This is a genomic window from Micromonospora sp. NPDC049836 (genome assembly GCF_044465125.1).
Lineage (GTDB): Bacteria > Actinomycetota > Actinomycetes > Mycobacteriales > Micromonosporaceae > Micromonospora.
In genome coordinates, this window is the sequence record NZ_JBITLH010000016.1 from 13,322 (window position 1) to 27,461 (window position 14,140).

13 protein-coding genes are annotated in these 14,140 nt (G+C 75.1%); 7 read left to right on the plus strand and 6 right to left on the minus strand.

The genetic code is table 11. The annotated features are described in order from the left end of the window. Positions 1 to 19: 19 nt before the first annotated feature. Complete coding sequence (locus tag ACIBPB_RS29635) at positions 20 to 553, minus strand: toxin-antitoxin system HicB family antitoxin (RefSeq protein ID WP_396842734.1); 534 nt, start codon at positions 551 to 553, stop codon at positions 20 to 22. 154 nt (positions 554 to 707) lie between these two features. Beyond that, entirely contained in the window at positions 708 to 1,127 is a 420-nt protein-coding gene (locus ACIBPB_RS29640; RefSeq protein WP_396842735.1) for a hypothetical protein, read from the minus strand. 191 nt (positions 1,128 to 1,318) lie between these two features. Between ACIBPB_RS29640 and ACIBPB_RS29645 the strand changes: the two genes are divergently transcribed. Beyond that, the gene (locus ACIBPB_RS29645) at positions 1,319 to 1,696 is read left to right on the plus strand and encodes a VOC family protein (RefSeq protein WP_396842736.1); all 378 of its coding nucleotides are present in this window, start codon (positions 1,319 to 1,321) and stop codon (positions 1,694 to 1,696) included. A gap of 108 nt (positions 1,697 to 1,804) precedes the next feature. Here ACIBPB_RS29645 and ACIBPB_RS29650 read toward each other — a convergent pair whose 3' ends face one another. The 3 genes from ACIBPB_RS29650 to ACIBPB_RS29660 form a co-directional block, all read right to left on the minus strand. Beyond that, positions 1,805 to 2,323 (minus strand): nitroreductase/quinone reductase family protein, encoded by a 519-nt coding sequence (locus ACIBPB_RS29650; protein WP_396842737.1) that lies wholly within the window; start codon positions 2,321 to 2,323, stop codon positions 1,805 to 1,807. A 136-nt stretch (positions 2,324 to 2,459) separates the two neighbouring features. After that, a complete protein-coding gene (locus ACIBPB_RS29655; RefSeq protein ID WP_396842738.1) occupies positions 2,460 to 2,882 on the minus strand; it encodes a glutaredoxin domain-containing protein in 423 nt (140 codons plus the stop codon). 25 nt (positions 2,883 to 2,907) lie between these two features. Next, on the minus strand, positions 2,908 to 5,700 hold the full coding sequence (locus ACIBPB_RS29660; RefSeq protein WP_396842739.1) for an FAD-binding and (Fe-S)-binding domain-containing protein: 2,793 nt from the start codon (positions 5,698 to 5,700) through the stop codon (positions 2,908 to 2,910). A gap of 188 nt (positions 5,701 to 5,888) precedes the next feature. Here ACIBPB_RS29660 and ACIBPB_RS29665 point away from each other — a divergent pair, with 188 nt between their 5' ends. The 6 genes from ACIBPB_RS29665 (at position 5,889) to ACIBPB_RS29690 (ending at position 13,546) form a co-directional block, all read left to right on the plus strand. After that, positions 5,889 to 6,740, plus strand: a complete 852-nt coding sequence (locus tag ACIBPB_RS29665; protein WP_396842740.1) for a S1 family peptidase — start codon at positions 5,889 to 5,891, stop codon at positions 6,738 to 6,740. Between the two features lie 242 nt (positions 6,741 to 6,982). Beyond that, positions 6,983 to 9,649, plus strand: coding sequence for a class III lanthionine synthetase LanKC (lanKC, locus tag ACIBPB_RS29670; protein WP_396842741.1), 2,667 nt, complete (start codon positions 6,983 to 6,985; stop codon positions 9,647 to 9,649). 72 nt (positions 9,650 to 9,721) lie between these two features. Further along, positions 9,722 to 9,841 (plus strand): SapB/AmfS family lanthipeptide, encoded by a 120-nt coding sequence (locus ACIBPB_RS29675; RefSeq protein WP_357320521.1) that lies wholly within the window; start codon positions 9,722 to 9,724, stop codon positions 9,839 to 9,841. A 71-nt stretch (positions 9,842 to 9,912) separates the two neighbouring features. After that, positions 9,913 to 10,032 carry a SapB/AmfS family lanthipeptide gene (locus ACIBPB_RS29680; protein ID WP_046569449.1) on the plus strand — a complete coding sequence of 40 codons (120 nt, stop codon included), beginning with the start codon at positions 9,913 to 9,915 and terminating at the stop codon, positions 10,030 to 10,032. 65 nt (positions 10,033 to 10,097) lie between these two features. Further along, the gene (locus tag ACIBPB_RS29685) at positions 10,098 to 11,765 is read left to right on the plus strand and encodes an ABC transporter ATP-binding protein (RefSeq protein ID WP_396842742.1); all 1,668 of its coding nucleotides are present in this window, start codon (positions 10,098 to 10,100) and stop codon (positions 11,763 to 11,765) included. Then, on the plus strand, positions 11,762 to 13,546 hold the full coding sequence (locus tag ACIBPB_RS29690; protein WP_396842743.1) for an ATP-binding cassette domain-containing protein: 1,785 nt from the start codon (positions 11,762 to 11,764) through the stop codon (positions 13,544 to 13,546). Before ACIBPB_RS29685 ends, ACIBPB_RS29690 begins: the two co-directional genes overlap by 4 nt. On the opposite strand, the gene ACIBPB_RS29695 is transcribed toward ACIBPB_RS29690, so the two are convergent. After that, positions 13,476 to 14,084 carry a response regulator transcription factor gene (locus ACIBPB_RS29695; protein ID WP_396842744.1) on the minus strand — a complete coding sequence of 203 codons (609 nt, stop codon included), beginning with the start codon at positions 14,082 to 14,084 and terminating at the stop codon, positions 13,476 to 13,478. The genes ACIBPB_RS29690 and ACIBPB_RS29695 overlap by 71 nt on opposite strands. Positions 14,085 to 14,140 lie beyond the last annotated feature (56 nt).

A 14,140-nucleotide genomic window follows, 5' to 3' on the forward strand; every position in this document is an offset into this window, starting at 1 on the left:
TTTCGGGATGTCGGTGGGGCTAGCGCACCCAGCCGGTGAAGCGCTGGCCGCCGGTGGCGATGCCGGACCGGCGGGGGGCGTCGGGACGGTGCTGCTGGTTGTCGGTGTCGACGGCGGCGGCCGCGGCCCGGATCAGCCAGGTGTTGATCGAGACGCCGGCGCGGGCGGCGGCCTGCTCGACGCGCGCCTTGAGGTGCTCCGGCAGGCGCAGGCTGATCCGCACGGTTGCCTCGTCCTCGCCCTCGGCGGGCGTCGGCAGCGGGTTCGGCGGGGCCGCCGCTGCCGCCGCTTCGTCGGCGTACTGCTCGGCCGGCGGTGGTGTCACCACGAAGCTGGGCTCCCGGTCGCGCAGCCGCAGGTCGACCGAGCCGGGGGCGAGATCACGCGTGATCTCCGTGGCCGCCTCGGAGAGCGCGTCCAGCAGGGCGAGCCGGACCGCGGACTCGAGCGGCGCGGTGAGCCGCTCGGCCAGGTCCCGGGCGTCGTCGCCGCCGGCCGCGGCGGCCACGGCGAGCTGCTGGCGGATCGCGTCGACGTAGCTGCGGAGTTCCATGACGCCATCATGGCATCATCGTGATGCCATGCGCAAGGGTCAGTGATGCCACTCTGACGCACCGCGCCGGCTGACGGATCGCGAGGGGTGGGGGACAGCGCCCGGCGCAGCAGTAGCCGGGCGCGCCGTGTCTGCGGCGGAACCGGACGTTCGGTCAGCGGCCTCCACGGCGCGCCGTGAGAGGCACGAGGACGAGGACGGCAAGGCCCAGTGCGGCGGCGCCGACAGCCCACCACCAGAAGAACCGCGAAAAGACCGAGGCGACCAGGAGCCCGATGCCGAGGCCGGCCAGCAGGCCGAGGGCGAACAAGGCCCGTGGGGGCAGGGCGAGGTACGGCAGACGCCGTACCACGAGCACTTCCAGCCAGGTAGCGCCCACCGCCAGCAGCGCCGCGCCGACCCCGTCCACAGCGGACAGCCCGTGACCTTCGCTGAGGGGCACGAGTACCTTGCCCTCGGCGCCGGCGGGGACGAGGAGGATGAGCACGCCAGCGCCTATGAGCAGGGCGGTGATTGCTACCTGGCTGCGCGGCGCGCCCCCGACATCTTGCGACATCGCTACAGTCTCGGTCACCCGCCATGGTCTGCGCACGAGCCGTATCGCCGAACATCGAATGCCGGCGGTGATCGCCGCGTCTCGATCCCGCCGGGAGAGCTCGCCAGAAGGCACCTTCGAGTGCCGGTTCTGTCGACTTCGATATGGTGCTGTCCGTCATGCAATGCCGTCGGTGGGGCTACTGGCGGCCTGGACCAGAAGAGGGCAACATGTCCGACAAGATCCGGCTGAGCGCGGTCACTCTGGACAGTTCGGACGCCATCCGCCTGGCGGAGTTCTACGCCGACATCACCGGCGGGACGATGACGCAGTTCGGCGACGAGTGGGCATGCGTGCAGAGCCCGGCCGGGCGGCTGAATTTCCAGACCGTGCCCGGATACACGCCTCCTTCCTGGCCCGACCCCACCGCGTCGAGCATGATGCACCTCGACTTCATGGTCGAGGACCGAGACGCCGCCGAGGCGCGCGTGCTCGCCGCTGGCGCCACGAAATACGACTTCCAGCCCAACAGCGAACAATGCTTCGTCTACGCTGACCCGGCCGGCCATCCCTTCTGCCTGACCACCTGGGAAGCCCCGACGGTCTGACGAGAACTCTGGCGCACGGACGGTAGCCGTGGTGTTGTCGAGCTGGGGTTCTGGTCGCGGGTGGAGACCCCGTTCGGATCTGGTGGCACGCTTCTGACCGGTACCCCGTCAGGCGGCTTCCCGTCGACGGGTCGGCGCGCCGGCCCGCGGCTCGCGGACCACCCGGAAGGCCGGGTAGCGCGGCGCGATCGCGGCGAACTCGGCCAGCGACGCGTGCCGATCGACGGGCATGTGCGGTCGCGCCCCGGGCACCTTCTGCAGGTAGCGCTTCAGGATCGGGGCCCGCTCCGCGACGGGGACCTCGATCAGCCGGCAGGCCCGGGCCCGGCCGTGCCGGATGGTGGCCCGGCCCCCGGCCGCGCGGACGTTGCGGACCCAGTTGCAGTCCTCGCCCAGCATCGGGACCAGATACCACTCCCCCTGCCAGTCGGCCATGCCCAGCGGGAAGCGGGTGCGCCGCCCGGTGCGGCGGCCACGGACCTCGAGCGTCACCCAGCGCCGGGGCAGCAGCCCGGCTCCGAGCACCACCGCCCACACCCGGGCGAAGCGCCGCGCGGTGGCGTCGGCGCGCCCGCCCGCGTACATCCGGCGTAGGTCGTCGTCCGAGTACGGCCAGCTTCTTCTCATCGCGACCTCCAGCGTCCACACCGAACCCGTCGGAGTTCATCGAACCCGAGGTGCGGTCCGGGGCGGCAGAGCCCAACGTCCCGGGATCCGGCCCGGCCGGGCGGCCCATCCGGACCGGTGGCGAACGCCGGGGGTGTCAGGGAGCGAGCCGGCTCAGCACCCAGGCCGGCTCCGGATTCACCACGGCCTCGCCGCCGGCGACCACCGTCGGCACCGTCTCGTCGCCGCCCGTGACGGCCCGGACCGCCGCCGCCCCGGCCGGATCGCGCCAGATGTTCACCCAGTACGCCTGGCCGGCCCGGCGGCCGAGCCGGCGGCGCAGGCGCAGGCAGTACCGGCAGCCGGGCCGCCAGTAGACGACCGGCCGCCCGTCGCGGGCGCTGCGCTGCTGCGCCTGCGCGGCGGTCAGCGAGCGGGGGAACACCAGCGGCGACGCCAGGACCGCCAGCGCCAGGAAGACGATCAGCTCGACGAGGCCGACCCGCCGGTCGTCCTGGACCGCCGCGACGAACAGAGCGCACGCCACCAGCAGACCCGCGAACCACCAGCTACGCCACACGCCGGCGAATGCTACCCGCCGGCGGTCAGGCGGTCGCGTCGGCCAGCAGCTCCAGCAGGTGCCGGTACGGCTGCCCGGTGGCCCGGGCCAGGCCGATCTCGCAGGTGCGGTTCACCGAGGCGTACCCGTCGAAGGGGCGCCCGGCGACGGCGGCGGCCTCCGCCCGGGTGGCCGAGGCGGTCAGCTCCGGGTGCAGCAGGCCCCGGTCGCCGGCGAAGCCGCAGCACTGCCAGCCGTCCGGCACCACCACCTCCTCGGCGATCGCCCCGGCCACCGCGAGCAGCGCCTCGTCCAGCCCGAGCCGGGTGGACGAGCAGGTCGGGTGCAGGGCGAGCGAACCCAGCCGGCGCCGGACGGTGAGCCGGGGCAGCAGGTCGGTGGCGACATACCCGACGGCGTCGACCACCCGCAGGTCACCGGCGTCGGCCAGCAGCCGGGCGAACCCCTCGGTGCACGACGCGGCGTCGCTGACCAGGGGCAGCGCCCCGGCACGGCTGGCCGCCCGCAGCGCCGGCGCGACCCGGTCGTGGACCGCGCGGTAGCCGGCGGTGAGGCCCTTGGACGACCAAGGGGTGCCGCAGCAGGTGGCGGCGATGCCGTCGGGCACGAGCAGCCGCACCCCGGCCCGCTCGGCGAGGGTCAGCAGCGCGGCCGCCACCCCGGAGCCGCCCTCGGCCGGCGCGAAGAGCGTGCCCAGGCAGGACGGCACGAACACCGCGTCCGGGTCGTCGACCGGGTGCGGACGCCGGACCGCGCCGCCGGCCGGCAGGTCGCGGCGCCACTGCGGCACCCGGTCGGCGCCGAGCACCGCGCGGGCGGCCCGGGTCGCGGTCTCGGGCAGCGCGGGCGGCACCGCGCCGGCCAGGTCGAGGCCGCGGGCCAGGCCGCGGGTCGCCGCGCCCCAGCGCCGGGCCGCCCCCCGCCAGCCGGCCTGCGCCACCGGGCCGTTCTCCTCGGCACGCAGCCGCTTCACCAGGTCACCGGTGTTGATCAGCACCGGGCAGGCGGTGGCGCACATCCCGTCGACCGCGCAGGTCTGCACCGCGTCGTAGTCGTACGCCCGCTCCAGCTCGCGGGCCAGGGCCAGGTCGCCGTCGGCGCGGGCGGCGGCGATCTCCCGGCGCAGCACGATCCGCTGCCGCGGCGTGGTGGTGAGATCGCGGCTGGGGCAGACCGGCTCGCAGTAGCCGCACTCGACGCAGCGGTCCACCTCCTCCTCCACGGTCGGCACGGTCTTCAGGTGCCGCATGTGGATCTCCGGGTCGTCGCTGAGCAGCACGCCCGGGTTGAGCACGCCGGCCGGGTCGCAGAGCGTCTTGAGCTCGCGCATCACCTCGTACAGCTCGTCGCCGAACTGGCGGCGCACGTACGGGGCCATCACCCGGCCGGTGCCGTGCTCGGCCTTGAGCGTGCCGCCGTGGCCGAGCACCAGGTCGACCATCTCCTCGGTGAAGTCGGCGTACCGGGCCGGCGCCGCGCCGTGGGAGAACCGCTCGTTGAGCATGAAGTGCAGGTTGCCGTCCTTGGCGTGGCCGAAGATGACGCTCTGCTCGTACCGGTGCCGGGCGAACAGGTCGGCGAGCGCCGCGCAGGTGTCGGCGAGCGCGCCCACCGGGACGGCGATGTCCTCCAGCAGCGCGGTGGTGCCGGACGGCCGGGCGCCGGCCACGGCGGCGTACAAACCCTTGCGGATGTGCCACAGCGCGGCCCGCGCGGCCGGCTCCCCGCTGAGCCGGGCCGGCGCGGTCAGCGGCAGGTCGGCGAGCACCGGCCGGGCCGCCGCGACCCGCGCGGCGAGCGCCTCCGGGTCGGACTCCTGCCACTCGACCAGCAGCGCGGCGTGCTCGCGCACCGCGAGGCCGCGCAGCGCGGCGTCCGCCTTCGGGTCGGTCTGGGCCACCCGCAGGGCGGCGGCGTCGAGCAGTTCGACCGCCGCCGGCCCGGCGGCCACCAGGGCCGGCATGGCGGCCATCGCCGCGCCCAGGGTGTCGAAGACCATCAGGCCGGTCGCGGCGTGCCGGTGCACCGGCACGGTACGGAAGGTCGCGGCCGCCACGAAGGCGAGGGTGCCCTCGCTGCCCACCACGAGGCGGGTGAGCAGGTCGGCGGGCGTGTCGTGGTCGAGGAAGGCGTTCACCCCGTACCCCATGGTGTTCTTCATGGCGTACTGGGCGCGGATCCGGCGCACCGAGTCCGGGTTGTCGCGGACCCGGTCGCGCAGCCGCAGCAGCCCGGCGTGCAGCTCCGGCTCGGCCGCCCGCAACCGGTCGTCGGCGTCCGGGGCGCCGGTGTCCAGCACGGTGCCGCCGGGCAGCACCAGCAGCACCGACTCCAGGGTGCGGTAGGTGTTGAACTCGGTGCCGCAGGTCATCCCGCTGGAGTTGTTGGCCACCACGCCGCCGATCGTGCAGGCGGACTCGCTGGCCGGGTCCGGGCCGAGCTTGCGGCCGTACCGGGCGAGCCGGGCGTTGACCTGCCGCAGCACGACTCCCGGCTGCACCCGCACGCGCCGGCCCTCGTCGAGCACCTCGAGGTCGCGGAAGTGCCGGCGGGTGTCGACCAGGAGGTGGTCGGTGACCGCCTGCCCGCTGAGGCTGGTGCCGCCGGAGCGGAAGGTCAGCGGGGTGCCGGTGCGGTGGCTGTGCCGCAGCAGCGCGGCGACCTGCCCGGCGTCGGCGGGGGTGACCACCGCGCTCGGGTGCAGCAGGTAGTGCGAGGCGTCGTGGGCCAGCCGCAGCCGGTCCGCGGCCCGGGTCGCCACCCCGCCCGGCACCGCCGCCTCCAGTCCGGCCCGGGCCGGTCCGCTCAGCTCCGCCATGTCGCCACCTCCCGCGCTGCCACCCTAGTCAGCTCCCGGTCGACACGCCGCTCACCCCTTGTCCCGACATCGACCCAGGTGGATACTCGCGGCTACAGCGTTCGCCGAGGTCACACCCCGAACGGATCCCGGCGACACGGCATGGACGCCGACGCAACCGGCGGCCTTCACCGTCCGAGGAGAAGACCGTGAGAATCCGCCGCAGTCGACTGACTCCCCTGCTCGCCGCGACCGTCGGCCTGGTGGCCGCCGGCGCGTTCACCGGGCCGGCCTCGGCCGCTCCGAGCTACACCGCCGGCCAGCTCGCCCAGGTCGACGCCGCCGTCACGGCCTCCGGTGTCGACGGCATCGCCTGGCGGGTGGACACCGCCACCAACCGGGTGGTGGTGACCGCCGACGAGAGCGTCTCCGCCGCCGAGCTGGCCACGCTCAAGAAGAGCGCCGGCGCCACGGCCGGTGCGATCCGGGTGGACCGGGCCAAGGGCGTCTTCCGGCCGCTGCTCTCCGCCGGTGACGCCATCTACGGCGGCGGCTACCGCTGCTCGCTCGGGTTCAACGTGGTCAAGGGTGGGGCGTACTACTTCCTCACCGCCGGGCACTGCGGCGACGTCGCCAACACCTGGTACACCAACTCCAGCCAGTCCACGCTGATCGGCCCGACGGTCGGGTCCAGCTTCCCGGGCAACGACTACGCCCTGGTCCGCTACGACAACGCCGGGCTGAGCCACCCCGGCGGCTACACCGCCGCCAACGCGTTCGTGGGTGAGGCGGTCAAGCGGACCGGCTCCACCACGGGCACCCACAGCGGCACCGTGACCGCGCTCAACGTGACCGTCCGCTACCAGGGCAGCGGCACCGTCAAGGGCATGATCCAGACCACCGTCTGCGCCGAGCCCGGCGACTCCGGCGGCCCGCTCTACGACGGCACCAAGGCGCTCGGCATCACCTCTGGCGGCAGCGGTGACTGCAAGCGCGGCGGCACCACGTTCTTCCAGCCGGTCACCGAGGCGGCCAGCGCGTACGGCGTGACCGTCTACTGAGTCCACCGCCGGCGATCGGCCGGCTCGCGAGACCCGCACCAGCCCCCGTGCCGGTGCGGGTCTTCGCGTGTTCAGGAGGGACCCGGCGCACCGCTGATGCGGCATTCGCGATTTTAAACTCCGCCATTGTCACGAATTCGGGGTGCGAACATCACACACCGGTCATGACCGATCACACTTTGCTCCGTCCTCCTCCGTCCGCAGGATTGACCTCACCCGATCAGCCGGTGGAGGCAGACGACATGGACGAACGGTACGACTCGTACTGCGCGGTCGACCCGCTGTTCTACGACTCGCTCGCCAGCTCCGCCGCCGAGGCCCCCGGCTACCTGACGGACCGCCAGTCGGCGCCCGGTTGGGAGCACGAGATCAAGGATGACTGGCTGATCCACGCGCCGGTCGACGGCTCCCTCCCGCCCCAGGGGTGGAAGATCCACGTGTCGGCCCGGTTGGACAACGCGGAGCGGGTGCTGGCCCGGGTGATGGACTACTGCCGGCCCCGCGGCATCCCGTTCAAGCACCTGCGCGGCCCGCGGATGCTGCTCATGCGCAACAGCAAGTATGCCCGCCGGGCGGCCAGCGGCAAGTTCATCACCGTCTACCCCCGCGACGACGCGGAACTGGAGCTGACCGCCAAGGAGCTCGCCGCGCTGCTCGACGGGGAGACCGGACCGTACATCCTGAGCGACCTCCGCTACGGCGACGGCCCGGTCTACCTGCGCTACGGCGGTTTCGCCGCCCGGTACTGCCTCTCCCCCGAGGGCCAGGTCGTGCCGGCGATCGAGGACGCCAACGGCACCCTGGTGCCCGACCGACGCGACCCGGTCTTCCACCTGCCCGACTGGGTCACCCTCCCGGACTTCCTCGCCCCGCACCTGGCCGCCCGGAACGCCGCCACCACCACCGACCTGCCCTACCGGATCGACAAGGTCATCCACTTCTCCAACGGCGGCGGTCTCTACGAGGCCCGGGACACCCGCACCGGGGACCGGGTGGTGCTGAAGGAGGCCCGCCCGCACGCCGGGCTGGACGCCACCGGCGCGGACGCGGTCACCCGCCTGCGCCGGGAGGCCGAGACGCTGCGCCGGCTCGCCGACGTGCCGCACCTGGTGCGGGTGCACGACGAGTTCAGCTTCGGCGGCCACGAGTTCCTGGCGCTGACCTTCGTCGCGGGCCGCCCGCTGAACCAACTCGTGGTGGAGCGCTACCCGCTGGTCCACCTCGACGCCGACCCGGCCGCGTACACCCGGTGGGCCCTCGAGGTGCACCGGCAGGTCGCCGAGGCGGTGCAGGCCATCCATGCCCACGGCGTGGTCTACGGCGACCTGCACATGTTCAACATCATGGTCGGCGACGACGGGGACGTCACGCTGATCGACTTCGAGGTGGCCACCCCCGCCGCGGCGGCCACCCGGCCGGCGCTGCGCAACCAGGCATTCGCCGCGCCCCGCGACCGGACCGGCGTCGAGGTGGACCGGTACGCCCTGGCGTGCCTGCGGCTGGCCCTGTTCCTGCCGCTGACCGCGATGCTGCGGCTGGCGCCGGAGAAGGCGGCCCACCTGGCCGAGGTGGTGGCGGAACACTTCCCGGTCCCCCGGGACCTGCTCGACGAGGCGGTCGCCGTGATCCTCGGCCGGACCGCGCCCGAGGTCGGTCAGTTCCCGGCCCGCCTTGCGGGCGACGAACCGGCCCGGGTCGGGACCCGGGCCGAGACCGAAACCCGGGCCGGAACGGAGGCCGGGGCCGTCGACCGCTACCCGGACCGGCCGCGGATCGACCCGGACGACTGGCCGGCGCTGCGCGACCGGCTGGCCACCGCGATCACCGCGAGCGCCACCCCGCACCGCGACGACCGCCTCTTCCCCGGCGACATCCGGCAGTTCGCCGGAGCCGACGGCGGGCTCAACCTGGCTCACGGCGCGGCCGGGGTGCTCTGGGCGCTGCACGCCGGCGGCGCCGGCACCGACCCCCGGCACGAGCAATGGGTGCTCGACCGGGTACGGGAACCGGCGTCCGGCAGCCGGCTCGGCTTCTACGACGGGCTGCACGGCGTCGCGTACGTGCTGGACCTGCTCGGGCACCGCACCGAGGCGGTACGGCTGCTGGACCGCTGCCTCGACGAGCCGTGGACCGAACTCGGCGACGACCTGACGAGCGGCCTGTCCGGGGTCGCGCTCAACCTGGCCCACTTCGCCGGCCGCACCGGCGACGGGCGGTACGCCGACGCGGCACGCCGGGCGGTCGACCTGGTCGTCGGCCGGCTCGGCGACGTCGAGTCGGTGGCCGAGGTCAGCGGCGGTCGGCACCCGTACGCGGGGCTGCTCCGGGGCGGGGCGGGCGTGGCGCTGATGCTGCTGCGGATGTACGAGCTGGACCAGGACCCGAGCCTGCTCGAGCACGCGGCGACCGCGCTGCGGCAGGACCTGCGCCGGTGCGTCCGGCGCGACGCCGGCCACCTGGAGGTCAACGAGGGCTGGCGGACCATGCCCTACCTCGGCGAGGGCAGCGTCGGCATCGGCCTGGTGCTCGACCAGTACCTGCGCCACCGCGACGACGAGGGCCTGCGCACCGCGGCCGAGGCGATCCGCCGCTGCGCCGACTTCCCGTTCTACGCCCAGTCCGGACTCTTCGCCGGCCGCGCCGGCATGGTGACCTACCTGGCGGCACGCGGTGAGGTCGAGGCGGCGCGCCGGCAGGCTCGGCTGCTGAGCTGGCACGCGCTGCCGTTCCGGGGGGCGACCGCCTTCCCCGGCGACCAGTTGCTGCGGCTCTCCATGGACCTGGCCACCGGCACCGCCGGCGTGCTGCACGCCCTCGCGGCCACCCAGCCGGCGGGCACCGGCCTGCCGTTCCTGTCGCCCCTGCCCGGCGTCACGCCGGCCGGGCCCACCCCACCGGCCGGCGGCTGACCGGCCCACCCAGCTCCCCGGGGGTCACTCCGGGGCAATCCGACCCGACCCGTACGGAAGGAGGTGAACGACATGGCCCTGCTCGACCTCCAGGGGATGGAGCTGCCGGCCGCCGAGCGCCACGGCGGGGGCAGCCAGGCGAGCCTGCTGCTCTGCGGCGACAGCTCGCTGAGCATCACCACCTGCAACTGACCCGGTGGCCACCGTGATGGCCACGCCACCAGATCCGACCAGCAGTCGACACGAGAGAAAAGGGGAACATCATGGCACTGCTCGACCTCCAGGGCATGGAACTGCCGGCCATCGAGCGCAACGGCGGGGGCAGCCAGGCCAGCCTGCTGCTCTGCGGCGACAGCTCGCTGAGCATCACCACCTGCAACTGACCTCGGTTCGCCTGGCCCCGGGCCGGCTCACGCCGGTCCGGGGCCGCGCCCTGCGTGGAGGTGCGATGACCCCGGCCGACCGGCTCCTCTGGCGGGCCGTCGGGTCCGCCGGCTGGTGGACCCCGGTGCTGGCGCTGGCCACCGTGACCGTGGCGGCGGCCGAACTGGCGCTGCCCGCGGCGCTGGGCCGGGCGGTCGATGCCGCCGTCGGCGCCACCGCCGGGGAGTCCGCCACCCGCTGGCTGGCCGCCGTGGGTGGACTGGTCGTCCTGCTGGTCTGCGCCGGTGCGGTGCGGGACTACGGCACCGGCGCGGCGAGCGCCCGGTCCGTCGCCGACCTACGCCACACGCTGACCCGCCACATCCTCGCCCTCGATCCCCGGGCCGCGGTCCGCCACCCGGTGGGCGACCTGGTCGGTCGACTGGTCGGCCAGGTGGCCGACGCCGGGCAGGCGGCCCCGACCATCGTGCTGGCGGGCACCGTGCTGCTGCCCCCGGTGGGCAGCCTGGTGGCCCTCACCATGATCGATCCCTGGCTCGGCGCGACCTTCGTGGTCGGGTTGGTGCTGCTCGGCGTGCTGCTGCGCGGGTTCGTCGCCGACGCGTCCGCGGCGGTCGCCGGCTACCAGCGGGCCCAGGGGCACCTTGCCGGGCTGCTGGTCGAGGCGCTCGCCGGTGCCCGGACCATCGCCGCGGCCGGCACCACCGGGCGGGAGGTCGACCGGGTCCTGACCCCGGTCGCCGAGCTGCGGCGCCACGGCACCCGCACGTGGACCGTGTTGGCCGGGGCGGCGACCCGGGGCGCGGTGCTCAGCCCGATGCTGCAACTGGCGGTCGCCGCGGTCGGCGGCCTCTCCCTGGCCGCCGGGCGGCTGACGCCGGGAGACCTGCTGGCCGCGCTCCAGTACGCCGCGCTCGGCGCGGGCCTGGGCACCGTGGTGAGCGCCCTCAACAAGGCCGTCCGGGTGCGCGCCGGCTGCCGCCGCGCCGCCGAGGTGCTCACCGAACCGGCCCGCCGCTACGGCGAGCGCACCCTGCCGCCCGGTCCCGGCTGCCTGGAGCTGCGCGGGGTGAGCGTGCTGGCCGACGACGGCCGGACGCTGCTCGACGGGGTGGACCTGCGGGTGCCCGGCGGCGCCCTGCTCGCCGTGGTCGGCCCGTCCGGTGCCGGCAAGTCGCTGCTCGCCGCCGTTGCCGGCCGGCTGCGTGACCCGGACGCCGGGCAGGTGCTCCTGGACGGCGTCCCGCTGCCCGAGCTGTCCGCGGCAGCGCTGCACGCGGCGGTCGGCTACGGGTTCGAACGGCCGGTGCTGGTCGGCGAGACGGTGGGGGCGGCGGTGGGCGGCGGGGCCGACCCGGTGCCGCTGGCCCGGGCCGCGGCCATCGACGACTTCGTCGAGCGGCTGCCCGACCGGTACGGCACGCCGTTGGCCGAGGTCGCCATGTCGGGCGGGGAGCGCCAGCGACTCGGCCTGGCCCGTGCGCTGCGGGCCGAGCGGCTGCTCGTCCTCGACGACGCGACGTCCAGCCTGGACACCGTGACCGAGTACCGGGTGAGCCGGGCGCTGACCGACCGGTCGGACGGGCGTACCCGGGTGGTGGTGAGCCACCGGATCGGCACGGCGGCCCGGGCCGACGTGGTGGCCTGGGTGGCCGGTGGGCGGATCCGCGCGGTCGGACCGCACGCCGTGCTCTGGGACGACCCCGGCTACCGGGCGGTGTTCCGGTCGTGACCACGGTCGGTGCGCTGCTGCGGGCCACGCTGTGGGAGCGGCGGGCGGGGCTGGCGCGGCTGGCGGCCTGGTCCGCGGCCGAGGCGCTGCCGGCGGCGTTGACCGGACTGCTGACCGCGCGGGCCGTGGACGCCGGCTTCCTGGCCGGCCGCCCCGCGGTCGGGCTGCTGTGGCTGGGCCTGCTCGGGGCCGCCGTGCTCGTCGGCGCGGTCGGCACCAACCGGGCGTACGCCTGCCTCGGCGACGTGGTCGAGCCGTTCCGCGACGACCTGCTGCGCCGGGTGGTGGCCGGCGCGCTGGCCGGCGCGGCCGACGGCCGGGTCGACGACGCCGCGGTGGGCCGCCTGACCCACCAGGTGGAGATCGTCCGGGACACCTGGGCCGGGCTGCTCACGGTGGTCCGCGGCTTCCTCTTCGCCGCCTGCGCCGCGATCATCGGGCTGTGCTCCCTCGCCGCCCCGGTCGCCCTGCTCGTCGCCGTGCCGGTCCTGGCCGGTCTCGGCCTGTTCGCGCTGGCCGTGCCGGCGATGATCGCCCGCCAGCGGGAGTACGTGCACACCGACGAACGCCTCACCCGGGCCGCGGTCACCGCGATCACCGGCCACCGCGACGTCGCGGCCGGCGGCACCGGCGACCAGGTGACCCGATGGCTGGGCCGACAGGTCGACGCCCAGGCCCGGGTGGAGCGGCGACTGGCCACGATGGCCGTCACCCGTGGGTTGAGCCTGGCCGTCGGCGGCTGGCTGCCGGTGCCGGTGGTGCTGCTGGCGACGCCGTGGCTGGTCCGGCAGGGCCTCGGGCCGGGCGCCGTGCTGGGCGCCCTGGTCTACGTCGTCCGCGGCGTGCAGCCGGCCCTGCACACCCTCGTCCAGGGGGTGGCCGCCGGCGGGCTGCGGTTCACCGTCACGCTGGACCGGCTGCTGAGCAGCTGCGTACCGACGTCCGAGCCGACCGGCCCGGCCCGGGCGAGGCGCGCCGGGCGACCGGACCCGCCCGCGCTGTGCCTGCGGGGTGTGACGTTCCGGTACGGGCCGCACGCCGACCCGGTGCTCGACGGCTTCGACCTCGACGTGCCCGACGGCGACCACCTGGTGGTGGTGGGCGCCAGCGGGATCGGCAAATCGACCCTGGCCGCGTTGATCGCCGGGGTGCTGCGCCCGCAGTCCGGCACGGTCGAGGTGGCCGGACTGCCGGTGGCCGGCGCGGCGGCCGCCGAGCTGGCCCGGCACCGGGTGCTGATCCCGCAGGAGGCCTACGTCTTCACCGGCAGCCTCCGGGACAACCTGCGCTACCTGCGGCCCGACCTGGCGGACCCGGAGATCGTCCGGGCGGCGGCCCGGCTGGGTCTGTCCGACCTGGTGGACCGGCTCGGCGGGCTGGCCGCGACGCTGCGCCCGGCCGGTCTGTCCGCCGGGGAGCGTCAGCAGTTGGCCCTGCTGCGCGCCTGGCTCTCGCCGGCCGCCCTGGTGATCCTCGACGAGGCCACCTGTCACCTCGACCCGGCCACCGAGGCGCGGCTGGAGACCGCGTTCGCCGAGCGTGCCGGCACGCTCGTGGTGATCGCGCACCGGGTCAGCTCCGCGCTGCGCGCCCGCCGGGTGCTGCTGCTCGACGGCCACCGCGCGCTGCTCGACAGCCACCCGGGGCTGCTGGCTCGTTCGGCGGCGTACCGCGAGCTCGTGGGCTACTGGGAGGGCGGGACGGAGCCGGTCAGATCCAGCCCGACTCGCGGGCGATCCGCACCGCTTCCAACCGGGTCCGCGCGCCGCACTTCGCCATGATCCGGGACAGGTGGTTGCGCACCGTGCCCGGCGAGACCGCCAGCTTCTCGGCGATCTCGCGCACGGGATGCCCCTCGGCCGCCACGTCGAGCACGTCCCGCTCGCGATGGGTCAGCGGGCTGTCGGCGACCTCCAGCGCCGCGACCACCAGCTCCGGGTCGAGCACCATCTGCCCGTCGGCGAGCAGCCGTACCCCCTCGGCGATCCGCTGTGGCGGCACGTCGCGGCTGAGGAAGCCGACCCGGCGTCCGTGCTCGGCGAGGACCGGGCGGACCCGGGCGGCGCGGCACTGTTCGACCAGGATCAGCAGCCGGCCGCCGCCGGCGGGTCGGGCGGCGGTGATCCGGGCGAGCTGGTGCAGGGGCACCAGGTCGGTGTCGACGACCGCGACGTCCGGGCGGTCGTCCCGCAGCGCGTCACGCAACGCGTGAACGGTGGCCGCCTCACCGATGATGTCGATGTCGCCCTCGGCGGCCAGCAGCTGGGCGAGGGCTCCCCGGACGAGTCGACCCTTGAGCGCGAGCAGCGTTCGTATCATGGCGACTCCCGGACACGACCCCCCCGATTCTGACCAGACGTCGGCGTCTGATGACG